Here is a 21,683-nt window from a genome sequence, read left to right as displayed (position 1 = left end):
GCGTGCTCGAACCGGTCGTCTACGTCCTGACCGCCCTCGCGGCGCTCGTCGTCGTGCTGACCAGGCTGCGGCTCGGAGGGGCCGCAGGAGGGGGCGGGCGCCACGTCGTGCCGCGCCGGCTGCTCACCGTGCACCTGCTCGCCGGGATCCTCGCACTGGTCGTGTGGACGGTCTTCCTGGTCTCGCCCGACGACTCCGCGCCCGGCAGCGCACTGGTCGGGGTCGTCGCGCTCGGCTTCTGGTGGGTCGTGGCCGGCGCCGGGCTGCTGCTGCTGGCCCGCTGGCTGCCCAGCAAGGGGCGCCACGCGGGGGAGGGCACCTCCGACGCGTGGGCAGGAGGACCGTGGCTCTCCCTGCTGGCCCACCTCGGCATGGCCGCGGGGGTCGTCGTGTTCACCTACGCCTACGTCAGCTCCGCGGTCTGAGGCCGCCCCCGGCCGGCGTCGCGGGAGGACCGGCTCGCCGCGCGGAGGCCCGCGCGGGGGCGCACGAGGACGGTCGCGAGCGGCGTCCGCGAGCGCGCGGCCGTGACCAACCACGAGGCGGTGCTCCCGGTCGGAGGGTCCATGGGGGATAATGGTCACGCACGACCGGGACGCACCCGCGACCCCGGCGCGCACACCTGAGTTCACGACATGTGGGGAAGAGGTGCCGGATGGCGGCGATGAAGCCGCGGACGGGCGACGGTCCGCTGGAGGTCACCAAGGAAGGACGCGGCATCGTCATGCGCGTCCCGCTCGAGGGTGGTGGCCGACTGGTGGTCGAGCTCAACGCCGAGGAGGCCGGGAATCTCGGCGACGCCCTCAAGGACGTCGTCGGCTGATCGGCTGATGCCCCCCACGACGGCTCCGACAGCGGGTCACACCCTCCCCACCCAGGTCACCCCGCCGGGGTTCGCGCTCAGCGACCTCGGCCCCCACGCGATCCTCGGCGTCGACGTGGTCGCCCTCCCGGTCCTGCAGACCGACGAGGACGACCGCGACGCCGGCGAGCGCCGTGCGGACGACCCCGGGCCCCGGCTGCTGCTGGGTCCGGGCGCCGAGGAGCTCTCCGAGCTGCTCGGCGTCGACCTGATCGCCCTGCTGGAGGCCGAGAAGGCCACCGGCAGGGCAGGGGAGATCACCCGTCTGCCGGTGCCGCTGGGGGGCCCCGACAACGCCGAGCTCCGCTCGGTCCTGCTCGTCGGCACCGGCAAGCAGAGCCCCACCGACCTGCGCCGCGCCGGCGCGGCGCTCGCCCGGGCGACCAAGGGTCGCTCGGCCGTGGCCACCTCCGTGCCGGCCGTCGCCGACTCCGCGGGCCTCGAGGCCTTCGTGGTCGGCCTGATGCTGGGCTCCTTCGTCTTCCACTGGAAGTCCGAGCCGCCCGCGCAGGGCCCCGTCGAGAGGGTGGTCCTCACCGACCTGCCCGACTCCGAGGCCCACGTGCTCGCCCGCGCCATCGCCGTCGGCGGCGCCGGGTGGCGCGCCCGGCTGCTGGCCACCGTGCCCTCCAACCTCAAGAGCCCCGCCTGGCTCGCCGACCAGGCCGTCGCCGCGGCCGAGGAGGCCGGGCTCGCCGTACGCGTCTGGGACGAGCGCGAGCTCGTCGCCGAGGGCTTCGGCGGCATCGTCGGCGTCGGTCAGGCCTCGGCCACGCCGCCGCGGCTGATCCGGCTCGACTACACCCCCGACGGCGCGTCGCGCCGCACCCCGACCGTGGTGCTCGTCGGCAAGGGCATCACCTTCGACACCGGTGGCCTCTCGATCAAGCCCGGCGAGGCCATGACGACGATGAAGCGCGACATGACCGGCGGGGCCGTCGTGATCGCCACCATGGCCGCGCTCGGCGCCGTCGGCTGCCCGGTCAGGGTGGTCGGCCTCGTGCCCGCGGCCGAGAACGCCGTCTCCGGCGACTCCGTGCGACCCGGCGACGTGCTGCGCCACTGGGGCGGACGCACCTCCGAGGTCACCAACACCGACGCCGAGGGCCGCCTGGTCATGGCCGACGCCCTCGCCTACGCCGCCGCCGAGATCGAGCCCGCCGCCATGGTCGACGTCGCCACCCTCACCGGGGCGATGAAGGTCGCGCTCGGGCAGCGCACGGGCGGTTACTTCGCCAACGACGACGCCCTCGCCGGTGCGCTCGAGGACGCCGCCGAGTCGGCGGGCGAGCCCTTCTGGCGCTTCCCGCTCGCCGAGGTCTACGAGGAGAAGATCGCCTCCAAGGTCGCCGACGCCGACAACGCGGGCGGCGGGCCGGGCGCCATCACCGCCGCGCTCTTCCTCCAGCACTTCGTCGGCGACGTGCCGTGGGCCCACCTCGACATCGCCTCCGCCGGTGACGCCCCCTCCGACTTCCACGAGTGGACCGCCGGCCCCACCGGCTTCGGTGCCCGCACCCTGCTGGCCTGGCTGGGCGGCGACGACCCGCTCGCCGGGGTGCGCGGGGCCTGAGGCCCGCCCGGGGGCTGCACGCCCCCGGCGACCGGCGGCGCTGGTGCGTGCGGTCGGGCCCGTCGCGGGCTCCGACCGGCGCGGGATCGACACGCGGGCCCGGGGTGCGCGCGGGCCCGGCCCCGTTCAGGGCGACCGGTGACCGGGCCGGGGTTACCGGGCTCAGCTCCGTTTGGGGCCGTCCGGGGCGGTCGGCGCGGCTTCGTGGGGCTGCACTCGTGGTGGGCGCGCGGGCACGCCCGGCCCGCGGGGTCGGGGGCGCGGGCGGTCGGGGCGCCAGCGGCGTACGGGTCGGTCAGACCGCGGCGGGGTCCCAGACCTTCTTGGCGCACAGCAGGCCGTCGCCGACCGGCAGCAGCACCGAGAGCAGGCCCTCGTGGGCGGCGATCTCGCGGCCCAACTCGCGGATGGCGACGGTCTCGGAGTCGCGCTGGGCGGCATCGGCGACCTTGTCGTGCCACAGGGCGTTGTCGAAGGCCACCACGCCGCCGGGGCGCAGCAGGCGGAGGGCCTCGGCGAGGTAGGCGGAGTACTCCGACTTGTCGCCGTCGCAGAAGACGAGGTCGTAGTGGCCGTCGGTGAGGCGGGGGAGCACGTCGAGGGCGGAGCCGGAGATGGTGCGGGCCCGCTGGCTGGGGATGCCGGCCTCGGAGAAGCCCTGGCGCGCCAGGCGCTGGTGCTCGGCCTCGATGTCGACGGTGGTCAGCACACCGTCGGAGCGCATGCCCCGCAGCAGCCACAGGCCCGAGACGCCCGTGCCGGTGCCGATCTCGACGACCGCGCGCGCGTCGAGCACCGAGGCCAGGAAGCGCAGGGCCGCCCCGCCGCCGGGGCTGATGGCGACCACGCCGACCTCCTCGGCGCGGGCGCGCGCGGCCGAGACCACCTCGTCCTCGGCGACGTGGGCCTCGGCGTAGGACCAGCTCGCTGCGGTGATCGGGGTGGTGATGACGGCCTCCTGAGGGACGGTCCGGCGGGGCGGGTGCCCCGCGCGGCACGGTGGGGGTGCCCAACCTATCGCCTGCGGTGCGGGTGGTGCGACGCCCCGCGCGCGGGCCCGCCCCGGCCGGTCCCGCCGGCCGGCCCGCCGGCCCTGCCGGCCCGCCGGCCCTGCCGCCCGGCCCGCCGTACCCGCCGGCCCCGCCGCCCGCACCACCGGCACCACCCGTCACAGCTGTCGGCCCGGACCCGCACCTGTCGGCCCACGCGTCGGCCGACAGGTGCGGGTTTCGCCAGTCGGCTGGTGAAACCCGCGCCGGGAACGCCCAGCCCCCCGAGCACGTTGAGCAGGACGAGGCACGAAGCGCACCGGCTCACAGGGTTTCCTCAGACAGGGTCCCTACGGTGTGGGGGAGGACGCGATGCTGCTCAGGTCGAAGGGGACCGCGATGGAGGCTCGACAGGTCGACGACACGGTCGTCGGGTCCGGCACGCCGCCGGAGGTGCCGAGCTGGGACGAGGTCGTCGAGCGCCACTCCGACCGCGTCTACCGCCTGGCCTACCGCCTCACCGGCAACCGTCACGACGCCGAGGACCTCACCCAGGAGGTCTTCGTGCGGGTCTTCCGCTCGCTGGACTCCTACACCCCCGGCACCTTCGAGGGCTGGCTGCACCGCATCACCACCAACCTCTTCCTCGACCAGGCGCGTCGCAAGCAGCGGATCCGCTTCGACGCCCTCTCCGACGAGCGGGCCGACCGGCTCACCAGCAGCTCCCCGGCCCCCGACGCGGCCTTCGCCGACCAGCAGTTCGACGACGACATCGAGCGGGCCCTGGCCACGCTGCCCCCCGACTTCCGCGCCGCGGTCGTGCTCTGCGACGTCGAGGGCCTGTCCTACGACGAGATCGCCCAGATCCTCGACGCCAAGCTCGGCACCGTGCGCTCCCGCATCCACCGCGGCCGCGCCATGCTCCGCACCGCCCTGTCCCACCGCGCCCCCTCGGCCGGCCGCCTGCGCTACTCCGGTCCGGCCGCCGACGCGCCGCCGGTCGCGGTGCAGGTCTCCGGCGGGGCGCAGCGGTGATCGGGCACCTCGGCCCCCGCGTCAGCGCCCTCCTCGACGGCCAGCTGTCGGGCGAGGAGGAGGAGCGCGCCTGGGCCCACGTGCACAGCTGCCACTCCTGCCGCGACCTCGTCGAGCGCGAGGGCTGGATCAAGACCCGGCTCTCGGGACTGTCCGGCGACCCGGCCGGCTCGGCGCCGTCGGCGCTCAAGGGCTCCATCCTCGGCGTCCCCCCGTACGCCGGGCCCGGACCGGCCGCGTCGCTGGGCGCCTTCGGCGCCGACCACGCCGCGGGCGTCGCCCCGCGCGGCTGGTCGCACCCGCCCGCCCGGTCGCGTCGCGCCCCGGCCGTCGTCGCGCTGGGAGGCGGCGCCCTCGGGGCGGCCGTGCTCGGGGTGCTGGCCCTGGGTGTCGCGCCGGCCACGGCGCCCACCGGCGACCGGCGTCCGCCGGCGGCCTCGATCGACCGGCCGGTCGACGCCGCGTCCCCGTCGACCTCCTCGCCGCGCTCCGCCGACCCCGCGCCCGCCACCGTGGCCTCGATCGCCTCCGCCGGGCTCGGCCCCGTGGTCGGACCCGCCCTGGGCTGGTCGGTGGCCACCGCCGCCGACCCCGACCAGCGCTGAGCCGCACCGAGCCCGACCTGCACCGAGCCCGACCCGCACCGACCCCGACCCGCGCCGACCCCGACCGGCGCTGAGCCGCAGAGCCCGACCCGCAACGGCCCCGACCGGCGCCGACCCGCGCCGACCCCGACCGGCGCTGAGCCGCAGAGCCCGACCCGCACCGATCCCGACCGGCGCCGACCCGCACTGGCCCGCACCGACCCCGACCGACCCCGACCGGCGCCGAGCGGCACCGGCACCGGCGCCGACCCCGACCGGCGCCGACCCGCGCCCGGCCGGACGCCGACGCGGCCGGCCGCGGCGGTGGTCCACCCCTCCGGGCCTGCAGCGGTTGCGGGCCACCGGTCATGATGGTGCGGTGAACGACGAGCACCAGCACGGCCAGGCCGACGGCGAGCCCACGCAGCCGGTGGGTCCGCTGCCTCCTGCCGCGCACGACCCGGCGGGGTCCTGGCAGGCGCCGGCGCCCCACGAGGCTCCCGCCGACCGGTCGACCCCGCCCTCCTGGGTGCCTCCGCAGCAGCAGCCGGCGCCCTACCGCGAGCCGTGGGGCGGCTACCCCGCGCCCGGCACCACGCCCTTCCCCGTGGGGGGCTTCGCAGGCCAGCCGGCCCAGCCCGGCGCTCACCCGGGCCAGCCGCACGCGCGCCACGCGACGACCAAGGGACGCGTGAGCGGCTGGGTGTGGCCCGTGGTCGCCGTGCTCGCGCTGGTGGTGGGCGTGCTCGGCGGCGTGGCCGGCAGCGTCGGCTACGAGAACCTGCGCTCCGATGACACCCCCGGCACCGTCGCCGACGGCCTCGCGGGCGTCGACACGGTCACCGAGGCCCCGCTGGCCGCCGAGGACGGCACGGTCGCGGCGGTCGCCGACGCCCTGCTGCCGAGCACGGTGCAGATCGTCGCGGAGTTCGAGGGCCAGGACGGCGGCGCCACCGGGTCGGGCTTCGTGCTCGACCGGCAGGGTCACATCGTCACCAACAACCACGTCGTGGCCGACGCCGCCGACGACGGTGGTCCGATCGAGATCGTCGACCAGGACGGCAACCGCTACGACGCCACCGTCGTGGGCCGCAGCCCCGTCTACGACCTGGCCGTCCTCGTCAGCGAGGAGGCCACCGGGCTCGAGCCCGCCTCGCTCGGGGCGTCCGGCAAGCTCCGCGTCGGCGAGACCGTCGTGGCCTTCGGCTCCCCGCTGGGCCTCAGCTCCACCGTGACCGCGGGCATCGTCAGCGCCCTGCAGCGCCCCGTGACGACCGGCCAGTCGGCCGACCAGTCCTCCTACATCAACGCCGTGCAGACCGACGCCGCCATCAACCCCGGCAACTCCGGCGGGCCGCTGGTCAACCTGCTCGGCCAGGTCGTCGGCGTCAACTCCGCCATCGCCACCACCGGCGGCGGGCTGGGCGGGGAGTCGGGCAACATCGGCGTCGGCTTCGCGATCCCCGTCGAGCAGGTGCGCATCACCGCCGACCAGATCCTGCGCACGGGCGAGGCCAGCTACCCCGTGATCGGTGCCGAGGTGCAGACCGGCGGGCAGGGCGGCGACGGCGCCGAGATCAGCCGGGTCGTGGCCGACGGCGCCGCGGCCGAGGCCGGCCTGGAGGAGGGCGACGTGGTCACCGCGGTCGACGGCGAGCGCGTCACCGACGGCATCGCCCTCATCGTCAGCATCCGCTCGAACCAGCCCGGCGAGACCATCGAGCTCACCGTGCAGCGCGGCGGCGAGGAGCGGCAGGTCGACGTCGTGCTGCGCTCCGAGGTCGGCTGAGCCCGGAGGCGTCGGGCGCCTGGCGGCGCCCGGCCAGGCACCACCGCTAGGGCTCGGGGCGCTCGGCGGCCTCGACGTAGGGGTGCTCGTCGACGAACGTGCGGGTCTCGGCGTACATCCGCTCGATGAACTGCTCCAGCTGCTCCGACTCCACGCGCCACTGGCCGCGGCCGCCGATCTTGATCGCCGGCAGGTCGCCGCGGCGCACCAGCGCGTAGACCTGGGCGCTGGAGGTGTTGAGCACCTCGGCCACGTCGGCGAGGGTGAGGAAGCGAGGCGACGCCATGGCTCCATCGTCGCACCTGCCTCCGACGCGCGGCACGAGCGGTGGTCCGGACCTGTGGAGAGACGGTGTCTGTCTCCGGCGCCGCTGGGCATGATGGCGGCGTGGCCAGGAAACTCGGGAGCACTCCGTCACCACCCCAGCCGTCGGCGGCCCTCGCGCCGCCCGCCGCGCAGCGCACGCGGTCACCGGGATGGCGCGACCCGCGGCTGTGGATCGGGGTGGCCATCGTGGCGGGCTCCGTCGTGCTCGGTGCGCGCCTGCTGGCCGCGGCCGACGAGACGGTCGCGGTCTGGGCGGCCGCCGACGACCTCGGCCCGGGTGAGCGGATCGACGCCGGCGACCTCGAGGCGCAGCGGGTGCGCTTCGCCGACGACACCGACCTCGCGCGCTACTGGAGCGCCGACGAGGAGCTGCCGGCCGACCTGACCCTGGTGCGGGGGGTCGGGGCGGGGGAGCTGCTGCCGCGCGGGGCCACCGGTCCGGCCGGGGAGGCCGACCTGCGCGTCGTGCCCGTCGCGGTCGACCCCGGGCTCGTGCCGAGCGGGGTCGGGCCCGGCGTCGTCGTCGACATCTACGTGCTCGACGGTGCCGGCGCGCTCGCGGAGGGCGACGCCGGCGCGGCGGGAGCGGCCGACGCCGAGGAGAGCCGCATCGAGGGCCTCTCGGTGGTGGGCGTGGCCGCCGACTCCGAGGGCTTCGCGGCCTCGGGCCAGCAGCGTCTCGACCTCGCGATGAGCCCCGAGCAGGCCGACCGGTACTTCGCCCTGCTGGCCTCGCTGGGCGACCCGGTCGTGACCGTGCTGCTGGGGGGCTGACCCGTGCCTGACCGCACCGCCGTCGTCCTGGTCGTCGCCTCCGGGGCGGCGTGGGAGTCCCCGGCGCTGCAGCACCTCAACGCCCGCCCCGGCGTGGTCGTGCTCAAGCGCTGCGTCGACGTCGACGACCTGCTCGCCTCGGCCGCCGCCGGTCAGGCCGACGTCGCCGTGCTCGGCCTGGACTCCCCGGGCCTCGACCTGGCCGCCGTCGACCACCTGCGCCGCCACGGCGTGCGGCCGGTCGCCGTCGTGCCCTCCGTGTACTCCCCGGAGGCGGCCCGGCTGCGGGCCTCGCGCATCGCGATCTCCTCGATCGTGCCGGAGACGCGCCTCGACTCCCTGCCCGAGGCGGTCACCGCGCCGGAGGAGCCGCCGCCGCCCACACGCCCGGCCGGCGGCGGCGACCCGGTCCCCGCGGCCCCCACCGCGCCGCGTCCCGCTCCGTCGGAGCCCGAGTCGGCGCGCGACCGGCCCGCCGCGGCCCCCGCGTCCCCGTCGGTGCCCGGCCGCGTGGTCACGGTGTGGGGCCCCGCCGGCGCCCCGGGTCGTACGACGATCGCCGCCGGTCTCGCGGCGGTCCTGGCCGGGCGCGGCGCGCGCACGGTGCTGGTCGACGCCGACCCCCAGGGAGGGGCGGTGGCCCAGCAGCTGGGCATCCTCGACGAGGTCTCGGGCCTGCTCGCCGCGGCGCGACTGGCCTCGGCGGGCATGGTCGAGGAGCGGTTCGCCAGTGTGCAGCGCTCCCTGGGGCCGCACCTCTCGGTGGTGACGGGCCTGCCGCGTGCCGACCGCTGGGCCGAGGTGAGGGCCGGCGCCCTGGAGCACCTGCTGGAGGTCGGCAGGGAGCAGGCGCAGGTGGTGGTCGACACCGGGGCGAGCCTCGAGGGCGACCTCGGTGCGGAGCTGTCGGGGCGACCGGGGCGCAACCACCTCACCCTGGCCGCCGTCGACGTGGCCGACACCCTCGTGGTGGTGGGCACGCCCGACCCCGTGGGCCTCTCGCGGCTGGCCCGCGGCCTGGCCGAGCTCCACGAGCACACCGGGGGGCGTCCGGTCCACGTCGTGGTCAACCGGATGCGGTCGACCCTCGGCTGGAGCGAGAAGGACGTCGCGGCGATGGTGGCCGGCTTCGGCCGGGTGGAGGGCCTGCACTTCCTGCCCGACGACCGGGCCGGGGTCGATCGCGCCCTCGTCGCGGGTCGCACGCTCACCGAGTCGGGGGACACCCCGCTCGTGCGCGCCCTGGCGCCGCTCGCCGACGCCCTCGTCCCTGACGTGGCGCGCGAGCACGCCTCACCCCGCCCGGGCCGGGGCGCGCGGGCGCGCCGACGCACCCGGTGAGCCCCGGGCGCGACCCGGCGACCGGTGCGTCCACCGATGCGGTGCTCCGCAGCGCCCGCAGCGCCGCCAGCGCCCGCAGCTTCCTCAGCTCCCTCAGCGAGGGCGGAGGGTGAGCACCTGCGCCGCGCGGCCCACGGGTCCGTGGAGGTCGTGCAGCACGCTGCTGGTCAGCCCGACGCCGTCGGGGCCGAAGACCACCGTGGTGTCGAGGCCCAGCCACACCGGGTCGCCGTCGGCCACCCGTGGCTCGCGCACGAGGTGCACGGTGAGGTCGAGGTTGGGGAAGGCCCACTCCTGCGGCGAGGTGCGCACCGCCAGCCCGTTGGCGGTGTCGACGAGGCCGAGCAGCCGCGCCAGGGCGCTCGCGGGCTCACCGGCCACGAGCGCGGCCGTGGTGGAGATCCACGACCGGCCCCGGCCGGGCTCGACCTCCCCGGCGGCGCGCACGTCGAGGCCGGCGATGTAGCCGCCCGGCCAGACGTCGGTCATGGCTCGCGTCGGCAGGTCGTGGGGCGGTGGGAGCGGCTCCCCGGCCCCGCCGGCGACGACCGAGGTGTCGCCGGTAGCCAGCCGCCACACCCGGGCGCGGGCCGCCGCCCGGCCGGCGCTGCGCAGGGTGGCCTCGACCAGCTCGATGGTGCGGCCCGGGCGCAGCACCTCGACGTCGACCTGCACCTCCTCGGGCCCGATGACCCCGAGGATGTCGACCGACACCCGGCTCACCGTCATCGCCCGCGCGCCGCCGGCGGGACCGGCGGTGTCGGCAGGGCCGGCGGCCCGGGCGGCGGCGTCGCGCTCGACCTCGTGCACCAGCAGGCCCACGAAGGGGCTGATGTGCTGCTCCGCGGTCGACCACGCGCCGCCGGTGAGGTCGGTGGGCAGGAAGCGGCCCTCGGCGAGCCGGTCGAAGAACCGGTCGGGGCGCTCCACGTCGCGGCTCACGCCGCGAAGAGAAGGTAGAGGCCGCCGGCGGTGAAGGCGACCATGACGAAGAGCAGCGGCAGCTGCCCGGTGAGCTGGTGGCGTCGCGGCAGCAGCTTGATGGCCCGGTCGTGGGCGGCGACCACGCCCAGCACGTGGCCCAGCACGACCGCGGCGACCTTCGTGTTGGCCAGCAGCGTGGGGTGGTTGGAGAGCCAGTAGTTCGGCGTCCAGCTGCCGGTGCCGAGCAGGTCGGAGCCGTTGCTCAACGGGTCGCTGGCCTGGATGAGGGTCTGCTGGCCGTACTCCACCCAGTAGGACAGGTAGTGGGCGATGATGTAGCCGACGATGATCGGGACCACCGAGTGGGCGAACAGCATCGGCAGCGCCCGCCGCGACCGGCCCTCCTCGACGCCGGTGGTCATCGTGCCGAGGGCGAAGAGCCCCCCGACCCCGGCGCAGAAGACGACCAGGCCGATGTTGTTGGCCACGTCGGGCGCCCAGGAGCGGGAGTCGATCCACGCGGTGTTCTGCAGGAACGAGACCCAGCGCAGGGAGTCGCGGAAGGAGTCGAAGGCGGTGGACCCGAAGAGCACCGCCACCACGGCCACCAGCCCCGGACGCGGCACGAGGGAGTCGAGGTTGGCCAGCGGGCTGCGCAGCAGCACCATCCCGTCGCGCCGGCCCCACACCGAGAGCTTGGCGACGAGGCTGGAGTAGACCTCGAAGGGGTCGGCGCGCTCGTACCAGACGTTGCCGAAGACCGCCCCGCCGACGAGCATGGCCGCGACGTAGACCGCCGCCCACAGCCGCACCGGCCCCAGCTCGGTGGAGTAGGGGTAGACCAGCTCCAGCCACACGAAGGCGAAGAGACCGATCGCCGCCGGCCAGTAGCCGAGCCGCTCGGGGTAGCGCAGCAGGCCGACCTCGGGGTCGCCGCCGGAGATCCTCGCCAGCGCCAGGTTGATCGTGCGGGCCGGGCTGATGGCCTTGAAGACCGGGCCCAGCAGCACCGAGGCGGGCACGATCCCCACCCACAGCCACACGTAGAACATGCCGAAGAAGGGGTTGAGCAGCAGGTCGCGGCCGAAGACCGCGGCGAGCGCCCCCCAGCCGAAGACCGCGAGACCCGCGACGCGCAGGGCCACGCGCCACGGCACGGAGTCGACCACGCGCGTGAGCAGCGGCAGCGGCCGGCCGCTCGTGGCGGCGTCGTAGCGCGGGCTGCGCCACGCCACCGCGAGCACGGTGAAGGAGACCGTCAGCGCCGCCACGGCGCCGGCGATGGCCAGCTCCGGGGAGATGGGCAGGTCCTTGGCGCCGCCGATGCCGTGCGCCTGGGTGACCCGGTCGTCGGTGACGCCGGCGGCGAGGGCCGCCTGGAGGCCGGCGTGCAGGCCGGTCAGGCCCGCCACGGTCAGGAGACCTCGAGCTGCAGGATGGTCAGCCCGAGGTCGTGGGACTCGACCTCGACCACGCCGGGCTGCTCGAAGGTGAGCTCGAGGTCGGTGGTGCCCTCGTCGTACTCCAGCTCCTGCTCGGGGGTGGAGTGCACGTGGATCTCGCCCGGGGCGTCGGCGGTGATCTCGAGGGTGACGGTCTCGTCGAGGGAGACGGGCAGGCGCTGGGCCTCGGGGGAGACGGTGTCGCCCTCGATGGTGATCGGGACGACGGTGCCGGCCGGCTCCTCGGAGCCCTCCGAGGCGGAGCCGGAGGGCGAGGCGCCCGAGCCCTCGGTGGCGCCGGTCGTCGCGCTCGACGTCGCCGCACCGGGGGTGTCGTCGGAGACCGTCTCGGCGTCCCCGCAGCCGCTGGCGAGCAGCAGGACGCAGGTGAGGGCGGCGGACGAGGCCAGCAGACGCATGGTGCGGGTTCCTTCGCAGACGGGGACGTGGCGGACCGGGGGGAGGTCGGCCGGGGGCCGGCCGTGGTCGTCGGCCCGGTGGTGCACGGGCCTCTGACAGAATCGCACGACGAGCAACTCCGGGGAGAGCCGGGCCGGTGGGTTCAGCAGCCCCTCAGCGCGGTCTCAGCGGGTCCTCAGCCCGCCCCCGGCCGGGGGCACCGAGGGCCCGGGTCGGCCCCGGTCCCGCCCGCCCCGTCCCGGTGGAGGGACCCCCGTCAGCACAGAGAGGCACCGATGAGTGAGCGTCTGCGGTCGCGGGACCTCGCGTTCCTGACCGAGGAGTCGTTGACCACCCCGAGGCACAACGCGACGGTCGAGATCTTCGAGCCGGGCGACTCGGGCTTCGACTACGACCGGCTGGTGGAGCTCATCGCCGACCGGATCTCGTTCGTCCCGCGCTACCGCCAGCGCGTGCAGAGCGTGCCGGGCTGGCTGGCCAACCCGGTGTGGGTCGACGACGAGCGCTTCGACCTGGGCTACCACGTACGCCGCTCCGCGCTGCCCCGCCCCGGCTCGCTCGACCAGCTGCGCGAGCTGGTCGCCCGCATCGTGTCGCGCCCGCTCGACCGCAGCCGCCCGCTGTGGGAGGTCTACTTCGTGGAGGGCCTCTCCGGTGGCCGGGTGGCCCTGCTCTACAAGTCCCACCAGGCGCTGGTGGACGGCGTCGGCACGGTCGACCTGGCCCAGGTGCTGCTCGACTCCTCCGCGGAGCCGAAGTCGCTGGGCCACGACGACTGGGCGCCGGAGCCCCGCCGCTCCACCCCGGGCCTGGTGGCGGAGGCGCTCGGTGACTCCCTGCGCGACCGCGCGACGGTGGTCGACACCCTGCGCAGCAGCACCGGCGCCCTGACCCGCACCGCCACCGGTGCGGCCGAGCGCGCCGGCCGTGTCGTCGGCGGGCTGACCGGGCGGGGCCAGGCCCCGGAGACCCCGCTGGCCGGCCGGCTCTCCCAGCAGCGCCGCGTGGTCTCGGTGACCACCCAGCTCGCCGACTACCGCCGCATCCGCGACGTGCACGGCGGCACGGTCAACGACGTCATCCTGGCCACGGTCGCCGGCGGCCTGCGGGCGTGGCTGATGACCCGGGGCGCCTCGCTGGGGTCGCTGAGCCAGGTGCGCGCCGTCGTGCCGGTCTCGGTCATCGACCACGAGCTCGAGGCGACCTCCCTCGGCAGCCAGATCGCGCCCCACCTGGTGCAGCTGCCCCTGGGCGAGGCCAGTCCCGTCGTGCGGCTGCACCAGCTGAGCTACTCCTTCCTCTCCCACCAGGAGACCGGCCGCAGCGTCGCCGCCAACCGGCTGGCCGGGATCGCGGGCTTCGCCCCGTCGACCTTCCACGCCATCGGCAGCCGCGTGGCCGCGGCCGAGACCCGCCGGGGTGCGCAGCTCACGATCACCAACGTGCCGGGCCCGCAGTCGCCGCTCTACGCCGCGGGCGCCCGCATGCAGGCGACCTACCCCGTGCCGCCGCTCCCGCCGGGCCAGACCCTCGCCTTCGGTGTGACCTCCTACGACGGCGGCGTCTACTACGGCATCACCGCCGACCGCGACAAGGTCCCCGACGCCGAGGTCCTCGGCCAGTGCCTCTCCGAGGCCCTCGACGAGCTGCTCGACACCGTCACCGGCGCCCGCTCGCGTGTGCCACGGGGTCGCCGTCGCGGCGCCGCCGGCACGACGGCCCCCCGGTCGGCCCGCAGGGTCACCCGGCCCGCGAGCAGCCGCCCCACCGGCGGCGCGACCCCGCCCACCAGACCGTCCGCCGGCCCGCTCGACGGCCCGCCCGACGGCCCCGCGGGGGAGGAGTCGTGAGCCCGCGCTCCGGCGCCATCCGCGCCTACGTGCCGCTCACGTCCTCCTCGCTCGCCGCCCTCGTCGCCGCGGGCCGCCTCGAGGGCCCGCTGCGCGCCCACGCGGTGACCGAGGCGCTGCGCGCGGAGTGGCCCGACGGCGACGAGGAGGGCTGGGAGTACGCCGCCCTCATGGCCGCCGCCGCCACGTCGCGCACGCTGCTCACCCCCGCCGACCGGCCGCGCCGCGTGGTGCTCGCCGTCGACGTGCCCGCGGTCGAGCCCGTCGCCGGCGACGACCCGACGCTGGTCGACGTCGCCGCCGACGTGCCCTGGCGCACCGTCGCCTCGGCCCACGTCGACCCCGTCGACGACGCGCCGGACGACGACGACCTCGCGTGGTACGCCACCCAGGAGATCGCCCACCTGCTCTGACCCCCGCGGGGGGAGGGGGCCGTGACTCGGAGCCCGGGGCACGGCCTCGTTAGAGTCGCGCCCATGGACGCCCTCACCTTCCCGCCGGCACCCGTCAACGAGCCCAACCTCACCTACGCGCCCGGATCGGCGGAGCGCGAGGCGCTCCAGGCCGAGATCGCGCGGCTGGAGTCGGAGCAGCGCGACCTGCCCGCCCACATCGGCGGCGAGGCGCGCCCCGGCGGCGGGGCCGAGATCCGCGTCGTGCAGCCCCACGACCACCAGCACGTGCTGGGCGTGACCCGCAACAGCACCCGCGCCGACGCCGAGGCCGCGATCACCGCCGCCCAGGACGCCGCTCCCGCCTGGCGTGCGATGGCCTTCGACGAGCGCTGCGCGGTGATCCTCAAGGCCGCCGACCTGCTCGCCGGTCCGTGGCGCCAGCGCATCAACGCCGCCACCGTGCTGGGGCAGTCGAAGACCGCCTTCCAGGCCGAGATCGACAGCGCCTGCGAGCTCATCGACTTCTGGCGCTTCAACGTGCACTACGCCAAGCAGATCCTCACCGACCAGCCCATCGCCAACTCCCCGGGCATCTGGAACCGCACCGACCACCGCCCCCTCGAGGGCTTCGTCTACGCGATCACCCCCTTCAACTTCACCGCCATCGCCGGCAACCTGCCGACCGCGCCGGCTCTGATGGGCAACACCGTGCTGTGGAAGCCCTCGCCGACCCAGCAGCTGGCGGCGTCGCTGACCATGGAGCTGCTCGAGGAGGCCGGCATGCCGCCGGGCGTCATCAACATGCTCCCCGGCGACGGCCTGGAGGTCTCCGAGGTGGCCCTGGCCCACCGCGATCTCGCCGGCATCCACTTCACCGGCTCGACCCCCACCTTCCAGCACCTGTGGCGCACGGTGGGGGAGAACATCGCGGGCTACCGCTCCTACCCCCGCATCGTCGGCGAGACCGGCGGCAAGGACTTCGTGGTCGCCCACCCCTCGGCCGACCCCGACGTGCTGCGCACCGCGCTGATCCGCGGCTCCTTCGAGTTCCAGGGCCAGAAGTGCTCGGCGGCCTCGCGCGCCTACGTCGCCCGCTCGGCGTGGGACCGGATCAAGGACGACCTGGTGGCCGAGGTCGAGGCGATCAGCGTCGGCGACCCCACCGACTTCTCCCACTTCATGGGCGCCGTCATCGACGACCGGGCCTTCGCCAAGCACCGCGTTGCCATCGCCCGCGCCCAGGAGACCCCGCACCTCACGGTGATCGCCGGCGGCCAGACCGACGACTCCACCGGGTGGTTCGTGCGTCCCACGGTCGTGGAGTCGACCGACCCCACCGACGAGATGTTCTCGACCGAGTACTTCGGCCCCATCCTCGTCGTGCACGTCTACGACGACGCCGACTTCGAGTCGGTCGTGCACCAGATGGAGTCCTTCGCCCCCTACGCCCTCACCGGCGCGATCATCTCCCAGGACCGCGCGGCCATCGCCTGGGCCCGCGAGGAGCTGCGCTTCGCGGCCGGCAACTTCTACGTCAACGACAAGCCCACCGGCGCGGTGGTGGGCCAGCAGCCCTTCGGCGGCGGGCGCGCGAGCGGCACCAACGACAAGGCCGGCGCCGCGGTCAACCTGCTGCGCTGGACCTCGCCGCGCTCGATCAAGGAGACCTTCGTGCCGCCGACCGACTACCGCTACCCCTACATGGGCTGAGCCCCGGCGCGCGCGCCCGCAGACGCCACGAGGCCCCACCGGACGACCGGTGGGGCCTCGTGCTGCGTCGGGCCCTGGTGCGAGCCCTGGGTCGACCCGCAGGGGAGTCGGAGGCTCAGGCCTCGAGGGCGGGGTAGTCGGTGTAGCCCTCGGCGCCGCCGCCGTAGAACGTGTCGGGGTTCGGCTCGTTCAGCGGGGCGTCGGTCTGCCAGCGGCGCGGCAGGTCGGGGTTGGCGATGAAGAGCCGGCCCACGGCCACGGCGTCGGCGAGGTCCTGGTCGAGGATGCGCTGCGCGTCCTCCTTGGTGGTGACGGTGCCGAAGCCGTCGTTGGCGATGACCACGCCGCCGAACTCCTTGCGCAGACCCTGGATCAGGTCGAGCTCGGGGTCGGCGAGGAAGCTCAGGTAGGCCAGGCCCAGCGGGGCGATGGCCTGCACGAGCGCGGTGTAGGTGGCCTCGACGTCGGCGGGGTCGGTCTCGGTGCAGCCCTGGATGTTGTGGGCCGGCGAGATGCGGATGCCGACCTTGTCGGCGCCGATCTCGGCGGCCACGGCGCGGGTGACCTCGATGGCGAAGCGGGCACGGTTATCCGGCGAGCCGCCGTAGGCGTCCTCGCGGTGGTTGGAGCCCGGGGCCAGGAACTGGTGGATGAGGTAGCCGTTGGCGGCGTGGACCTCGACACCGTCGAGACCGGCGTCGATCGCGCCGCGGGCGGCGTCGACGTACTCCTGCACGACCGAGGCGATCTCGTCGGTCTCGATGGCGCGCGGGGTGGGCGAGGGCTTCATGCCCTCGGCGGTGAACATCTCGTCGGGGGTGGCGATCGCGCTCGGCGCGATCAGCTCCTGGCCGCCGGTGTTGTCGGGGTGCGCGACGCGGCCCGCGTGCATGAGCTGGGCGACGATGCGGCCGCCGCCGGCGTGCACGGCCTCGGCGACGCGCTTCCAGCCGGCGAGCTGCTCGGCGGTGTGGAAGCCGGGGGTGTTGAGGTAGCCCTGGCCGTGGGCGCTGGGCTGGCTGCCCTCGGTGATGATGAGGCCGGCGGAGGCGCGCTGGGCGTAGTACTCCACATTGAGGTCACCGGGCACGGTGCCCTCGGCGCGGTTGCGGGTGAGCGGCGCCATCACGAGGCGGTTGGGGAGCTCCCAGTTCTTCACGGTGAGGGAGTCGAAGAGGTCGGCCACGGTGGTGTCAGCTCCTGTGCGTCGGGTGCGGTCGGTCACGAGGACTAACGCCCCGGACGCCCCACGTCATCCCGGTCTCACCCGGGGAGGTGAGAATGGGGCGTGATGAGCACCGCAGCCCTCGCGCCGACCGCCGATACCGCCACCGTGTGGCTGGTGGCGCTGCACCTGGGCGCCCTGCACCCGGTGGAGCAGGCGCTCACCGTGGCGCTGGCCTTCGGGCCCTTCCTGGTGCTCGGCGTGGTCGTGGCGCTGCGGCGCCGCTCCGACCGGGCCGCCGAGGAGACCGCGGGTGAGGCGGTCGCCGGCGACGACGCGCGGGCCGCCCAGGCACCCGACGCGGGCGACGGACCCCGAGGTGCCCCCGGCCGCGACCCCGGCCGCGACTGAGCGACCGGGGCGGCCCCGGTCAGCGGGCGAGGTACTCCCGGCCGACCTTGTTCTCGGCCTTGAGCGCCTTGAGGAGCATGTCGCTGACCAGGCCCTCGATCTTGCCGCCGACCAGCGGGATGCCGACCTTGATCTCCAGGTCGACGGTCTCGGTGGTGACCCCGCCGGCCTCGCGCAGGGTGGCGGTGCCCTTCATCTCGCCGGGCTTGCCCGGGATGGTCACGAGCACGGCGCCGCGGTCGATCGTGCTCCACGACTCGGTCTGCACGATGTTGATCTCGTCGCCGACGAGCTTGGTGGCGAAAGAGGGCAGGCCCTTGGCCGGCTGCACCTGGTCGATGACGACCTCCATGCCGTCCTCGGGCCGGTCGCCCTTGGGGGTGACCGTGACGGTGTGCGAGAGCACCCGCTGGTAGTCGCAGACCTCCTCGCGGAAGGACTTGTCGGCCAGCATCGCGGCCACCTCGGCCAGGGGGGCGTCGTAGGTCAGGTCGTGCTTGAGTCGCTTGCTCACTTCTCACCTCTCGTGGCCGCGCCGGGGGCGCGGGGCCGCGTGCGTGCGGATCGGTCGGTGCACATCATGCACGGGTGTGCACCGAGTCGGCAGGCCCGACCGGGTGACGTGCGCCCGGTCAGCTCTGCGGGACGTGCGGCCCGATCGCGGGCAGCTCCTCCTCCTCGGCGAGGATCTCGGCGTAGGTCGGGTCCTCGAAGGAGATCGGGTCGGGCACCCCGGCGGTGATGCGGGTGCCGTCGGAGCGCACCCCACCGAGCTGCGGCTCGTCGCCCAGGTGGCCCGAGAGCCGGTCGCCGTGGCCGTCGAGCGCGACCACGAGCGGGGCGCCGGCGCGCACGACGTGCTCGCGGCCCGCGACCGCGATCTCCACGTCGGGGGCGTCGTCGCCGTCGAGGGTGAAGCTGATCGCGGCCTCGGTGAGCTCCACGCGCACCCGGGTGCCGCGCCAGGTGACCGCGAAGCGCAGCCGGCCCCAGGCGTCGGGCAGCCGCGGGTCGAAGGACAGCCGCGGACCGCGGTCGCGCATGCCGCCGAAGCCGAAGACCAGCGCGCTCCACACGCCGCCGGTCGAGGCGATGTGCAGGCCGTCGACGGTGTTGCCGTGCAGGTTGCACAGGTCGACGTAGAGCGACTGCAGGAAGTACTGGAACGCGACCTCGTGGTAGCCCACCTCGGCGGCCATCACCGACTGCACGACCGCAGACAGCGTGGAGTCGCCGGTGGTGATCGGGTCGTAGTACTCGAAGTCGGCGCGCTTCTCGGCCGCGGTGAAGCGGTCGCCCTGGAGGAAGAGCGCGAGCACGACGTCGGCCTGCTTGAGCACCTGGAAGCGGTAGATCACCAGCGGGTGGTAGTGCAGCAGCAGCGGGCGCAGCTCGTCGGGGGTGCGCGAGAGGTCCCAGACCTCCCGGTCGAGGAAGAAGTCGTCCTGCGGGTGGATGCCCAGGCCCTCGTCGAAGGGGATGTGCATGCCGGCCGCACAGCGGCGCCACTCCTCGACCTCGTCGTCGCCGAGGTGCAGCCGGCCCACCAGGCGTGCGTGCTCGACGGGGTGCTCGGCGCGCAGCAGCTCGACGGCGGCCACGGCCTGCTCGAGGTTGTAGCGCGCCATGACGTTGGTGAAGAGGTTGTTGTTGACGACCGTCGTGTACTCGTCGGGGCCGGTCACGCCGTGGATGTGGAACGACAGCGAGCCGTTGCTGCGCCAGAAGCCGAGGTCGACGTACATCCGCGAGGTCTCGACGAGCACGTCGATGCCGTCGCGCACGAGGAAGCCGGTGTCGCCGGTGGCCGCGACGTACTGCGTCAGGGCGTAGGAGACGTCGGCGTCGATGTGGACCTGGGCGGTGCCGGCGGCGTAGTAGGCCGAGGCCTCCTCGCCGTTGATGGTGCGCCACGGGAAGAGCGCGCCGCTCTGCGCCATCTCGCGGGCCCGGTGGCGCGCGGCGGGCAGCATCCGGGTGCGGAAGTGCAGCAGGTTCCGGGCCAGGTGGGGCTGGGTGTAGGTGAGGAAGGGCGCGACGTAGATCTCGGAGTCCCAGAAGTAGTGCCCCTCGTAGCCCGAGCCGGTCACCCCCTTGGCCGGCACGCCCTGCTGGTCGGCGCGCGCGCTGGCCTGGGCCAGGGAGAAGAGGTTGAAGCGGATCGCCTGCTGGGTGGCGAGCGTCTCCTCGACGTCGGTGCCGTCGGCGGCCTCCACCTCGACGTCGGCGGCCGACCAGAACCGGTCGAACCACGCGCGCTGCTCGGCGTGGTAGTGGGCCACGCCGTGCAGCGCGGCGCGGTCGAGGGTGCGGTCGCAGCGGTCGGCCAGCTCGCGCACGGGCACGCCGCGCGAGGTGTGGTAGGCCACCGTCTTCTCCAGGCGCACGGTGCGGCCCTCGCGGGCCTCGACGCGGAAGACCATCTTGGTGAGGTCCTCGTCGTCGCGCAGGATCACCTCGGGCTCGTCCTCCGACTCCAGCCGGTGGTCGGCGCCGACCGCGATGGTCATCTTGGAGTTGGCGCACATGTAGCCGAGCATCATCCGGTCGTGGCGCGCGTAGCTGAGCCGCGGCAGCAGCACCCGGTCGTCGAACGACGCCGCCTTGCGCGGGTCGACGCCCTCGCCCATCGACTGCGAGGAGACGTGGTACTCGTCCTTGCCGTCCTGGCGGTTGAGCACCTGCGAGGAGATCACGATCGGGGCGTCGCCCTCGAGCATCGTGACCTCGAAGGTCATCACCGCGAGGTGGCGCTGGGTCATCGAGACCATGCGGGACGACTCGACCCTGACCCGCTTGCCCGAGGGGGTGCGCCACACCAGCGAGCGGCGCAGGACGCCGTCGCGGAAGTCGAGGCTGCGCTCGTAGTGCTCGAGGTCGGCGGTGCCGATGGTGAGCGGCTCGTCGTCGACGTAGAGCTTCATCAGCTTGGCGTCGGGCACATTGACGATGGTCTGGCCGGTGCGGGCGAAGCCGAACGCCGCCTCGGCGTGGCGGATCGGCCAGGTCTCGTGGAAGCCGTTGACGAAGGTGCCGTGGGCGTAGGCGTCGCGGCCCTCGGCGGGGTTGCCGCGCATGCCGAGGTAGCCGTTGGCGACGGTGAAGAGGGTCTCGGTGACCCCGAGGTCGTCGGGGTCGTAGGCGCGCTCGACCAGGCGCCACGGGTCGACGGGGAAGCGGCTGCGGTCGACTGGGTCGGCCGCGACGTGGCGGCCGTGGCTGCCCTGGGTCTGTCCCTGCCCGGGGGTGCGCGCGCTCACGGGACCAGCTCGGCGAGGTCGGCGACGACCAGCGTGGCCCCGGCGCCGGTGAGCACCTCGGCGCCGGCGCCGCGGTCGACGCCGACCACGACCGCGAACCCGCCGGCCGCGCCGGCGCGCACGCCGGACACGGCGTCCTCGAGCACCACGGCCGAGCCCGGCTCGGCGCCCAGCACGGTGGCGGCGTGAACGAAGGTGTCGGGGGCCGGCTTGCCCGGCAGGCCGAGCTCCTCGGCCACCGCGCCGGACACGACGGTCCCGAAGCGGTCGGCCAGTCCGGCGGCCTCCAGCACGGCGGGGGCGTTGGCCGAGGAGGACACGACGGCCAGCGGCGTGCCGAGGTCGCGCAGGTGGTCGAGCAGCGCCACCGAGCCCGGGAAGGCGGAGACGCCGTCGCGTGCGAGCACGGCGTTGAAGGCGTCGTTCTTCCGGTTGCCCAGGCCCTTGACCGTGGGCGCCCGGTCGGGGGCGCCGGAGTCGGTGGCCTCGCCCTCGGGCAGCGCGATGCCGCGCGAGGCCAGGAAGTCGCGCACGCCGTCGTAGCGGGGCTTGCCGTCGACGTGGGCGAAGTAGTCGGCCTCGGTGTAGGCCGACCAGTCGCCCGCGGCGTCCTCGGAGCGGTGCTCGGACAGGAAGGCGTTGAACATCTCCGACCAGGCGCGCATGTGCACCTCGGCGGTCGGGGTGATCACGCCGTCGAGGTCGAAGAGCACGGCGGCGTGCGCCGACCAGTCGACCGGGGTCGTGCCGGCGGGCTCGGGCGGGGTCGCGGGAGTCGTCACCGCAGCAGGGTAGGCCGCGCGTGTGTCGCGGGTGTGAAGGCCCGGCGTAC

The 21,683-nt window shown here is 75.0% G+C and carries 21 protein-coding genes; 12 read left to right on the top strand and 9 right to left on the bottom strand.

The genetic code is table 11. The features are described 5' to 3' along the window. Positions 1-2: 2 nt before the first annotated feature. From M3673_RS03585 to M3673_RS03575, 3 genes are all read left to right on the top strand, one after another. On the top strand, positions 3-425 hold the full coding sequence (locus M3673_RS03585; protein WP_193665147.1) for a hypothetical protein: 423 nt from the start codon (positions 3-5) through the stop codon (positions 423-425). Positions 426-655: 230 nt separating this feature from the next. Then, complete coding sequence (locus tag M3673_RS03580) at positions 656-823, top strand: DUF3117 domain-containing protein (RefSeq protein WP_082499897.1); 168 nt, start codon at positions 656-658, stop codon at positions 821-823. A 7-nt stretch (positions 824-830) separates the two neighbouring features. Continuing rightward, positions 831-2,435: a leucyl aminopeptidase gene (locus tag M3673_RS03575; protein WP_251531630.1), complete on the top strand. Its 1,605-nt coding sequence runs from the start codon at positions 831-833 to the stop codon at positions 2,433-2,435. 295 nt (positions 2,436-2,730) lie between these two features. On the opposite strand, the gene M3673_RS03570 is transcribed toward M3673_RS03575, so the two are convergent. Further along, positions 2,731-3,372 (bottom strand): O-methyltransferase, encoded by a 642-nt coding sequence (locus tag M3673_RS03570; RefSeq protein WP_374108186.1) that lies wholly within the window; start codon positions 3,370-3,372, stop codon positions 2,731-2,733. A 451-nt stretch (positions 3,373-3,823) separates the two neighbouring features. Between M3673_RS03570 and sigE the strand changes: the two genes are divergently transcribed. The 3 genes from sigE to M3673_RS03555 all read left to right on the top strand — a co-directional run bounded on the left by sigE (position 3,824) and on the right by M3673_RS03555 (position 6,832). Next, a complete protein-coding gene (gene sigE, locus M3673_RS03565; RefSeq protein ID WP_056862877.1) occupies positions 3,824-4,459 on the top strand; it encodes an RNA polymerase sigma factor SigE in 636 nt (211 codons plus the stop codon). Continuing rightward, positions 4,456-5,064 carry a zf-HC2 domain-containing protein gene (locus tag M3673_RS03560; RefSeq protein WP_251531627.1) on the top strand — a complete coding sequence of 203 codons (609 nt, stop codon included), beginning with the start codon at positions 4,456-4,458 and terminating at the stop codon, positions 5,062-5,064. Before sigE ends, M3673_RS03560 begins: the two co-directional genes overlap by 4 nt. Before the next feature lie 358 nt (positions 5,065-5,422). Further along, positions 5,423-6,832 (top strand): S1C family serine protease, encoded by a 1,410-nt coding sequence (locus tag M3673_RS03555; RefSeq protein ID WP_251531625.1) that lies wholly within the window; start codon positions 5,423-5,425, stop codon positions 6,830-6,832. Between the two features lie 46 nt (positions 6,833-6,878). On the opposite strand, the gene M3673_RS03550 is transcribed toward M3673_RS03555, so the two are convergent. Further along, positions 6,879-7,118, bottom strand: coding sequence for a helix-turn-helix domain-containing protein (locus M3673_RS03550; protein WP_056862290.1), 240 nt, complete (start codon positions 7,116-7,118; stop codon positions 6,879-6,881). A 218-nt stretch (positions 7,119-7,336) separates the two neighbouring features. Between M3673_RS03550 and M3673_RS03545 the strand changes: the two genes are divergently transcribed. Further along, complete coding sequence (locus tag M3673_RS03545) at positions 7,337-7,933, top strand: hypothetical protein (protein WP_251531623.1); 597 nt, start codon at positions 7,337-7,339, stop codon at positions 7,931-7,933. Between the two features lie 3 nt (positions 7,934-7,936). Further along, entirely contained in the window at positions 7,937-9,274 is a 1,338-nt protein-coding gene (locus tag M3673_RS03540) for a hypothetical protein (RefSeq protein ID WP_251531621.1), read from the top strand. A 93-nt stretch (positions 9,275-9,367) separates the two neighbouring features. Here M3673_RS03540 and M3673_RS03535 read toward each other — a convergent pair whose 3' ends face one another. From M3673_RS03535 to M3673_RS03525, 3 genes are read right to left on the bottom strand one after another with little or no spacing between them, the layout of a single operon-like run. After that, entirely contained in the window at positions 9,368-10,216 is an 849-nt protein-coding gene (locus M3673_RS03535; protein WP_251531618.1) for a thioesterase family protein, read from the bottom strand. After that, entirely contained in the window at positions 10,213-11,610 is a 1,398-nt protein-coding gene (locus M3673_RS03530) for a hypothetical protein (RefSeq protein ID WP_251531616.1), read from the bottom strand. Before M3673_RS03530 ends, M3673_RS03535 begins: the two co-directional genes overlap by 4 nt. A gap of 2 nt (positions 11,611-11,612) precedes the next feature. Continuing rightward, a complete protein-coding gene (locus tag M3673_RS03525; protein WP_056862294.1) occupies positions 11,613-12,059 on the bottom strand; it encodes a hypothetical protein in 447 nt (148 codons plus the stop codon). Between the two features lie 276 nt (positions 12,060-12,335). On the opposite strand from M3673_RS03525, the gene M3673_RS03520 reads away from it, so the two are divergent. The 3 genes from M3673_RS03520 (at position 12,336) to pruA (ending at position 16,015) form a co-directional block, all read left to right on the top strand. Further along, entirely contained in the window at positions 12,336-13,910 is a 1,575-nt protein-coding gene (locus M3673_RS03520) for a wax ester/triacylglycerol synthase family O-acyltransferase (protein ID WP_251531614.1), read from the top strand. Further along, positions 13,907-14,323: a hypothetical protein gene (locus tag M3673_RS03515; RefSeq protein WP_227489294.1), complete on the top strand. Its 417-nt coding sequence runs from the start codon at positions 13,907-13,909 to the stop codon at positions 14,321-14,323. The genes M3673_RS03520 and M3673_RS03515 overlap by 4 nt, the downstream gene beginning before the upstream one ends. Positions 14,324-14,386: 63 nt before the next feature. Further along, positions 14,387-16,015, top strand: coding sequence for an L-glutamate gamma-semialdehyde dehydrogenase (pruA, locus tag M3673_RS03510; RefSeq protein ID WP_251531611.1), 1,629 nt, complete (start codon positions 14,387-14,389; stop codon positions 16,013-16,015). A gap of 115 nt (positions 16,016-16,130) precedes the next feature. On the opposite strand, the gene M3673_RS03505 is transcribed toward pruA, so the two are convergent. Beyond that, positions 16,131-17,201 (bottom strand): alkene reductase, encoded by a 1,071-nt coding sequence (locus M3673_RS03505; RefSeq protein ID WP_251531610.1) that lies wholly within the window; start codon positions 17,199-17,201, stop codon positions 16,131-16,133. Positions 17,202-17,306: 105 nt separating this feature from the next. On the opposite strand from M3673_RS03505, the gene M3673_RS03500 reads away from it, so the two are divergent. Next, positions 17,307-17,591 (top strand): hypothetical protein, encoded by a 285-nt coding sequence (locus M3673_RS03500; RefSeq protein ID WP_251531608.1) that lies wholly within the window; start codon positions 17,307-17,309, stop codon positions 17,589-17,591. 19 nt (positions 17,592-17,610) lie between these two features. Here the strand turns inward: M3673_RS03500 and M3673_RS03495 are convergent, their stop codons facing one another. The 3 genes from M3673_RS03495 to M3673_RS03485 form a co-directional block, all read right to left on the bottom strand. Next, positions 17,611-18,105 (bottom strand): DUF2505 domain-containing protein, encoded by a 495-nt coding sequence (locus tag M3673_RS03495; RefSeq protein ID WP_193665122.1) that lies wholly within the window; start codon positions 18,103-18,105, stop codon positions 17,611-17,613. A gap of 118 nt (positions 18,106-18,223) precedes the next feature. After that, a complete protein-coding gene (locus M3673_RS03490) occupies positions 18,224-20,746 on the bottom strand; it encodes a glycoside hydrolase family 65 protein (protein WP_227489373.1) in 2,523 nt (840 codons plus the stop codon). Between the two features lie 101 nt (positions 20,747-20,847). Then, entirely contained in the window at positions 20,848-21,633 is a 786-nt protein-coding gene (locus tag M3673_RS03485) for a beta-phosphoglucomutase family hydrolase (RefSeq protein ID WP_251531606.1), read from the bottom strand. Positions 21,634-21,683 lie beyond the last annotated feature (50 nt).

It is taken from the genome of Nocardioides sp. P86, assembly GCF_023712465.1.
GTDB classification, from domain to species: domain Bacteria; phylum Actinomycetota; class Actinomycetes; order Propionibacteriales; family Nocardioidaceae; genus Nocardioides; species Nocardioides kribbensis.
Note: the sequence above shows the minus strand (reverse complement) of the source record. Positions and strands in the feature narration are given on the sequence as shown.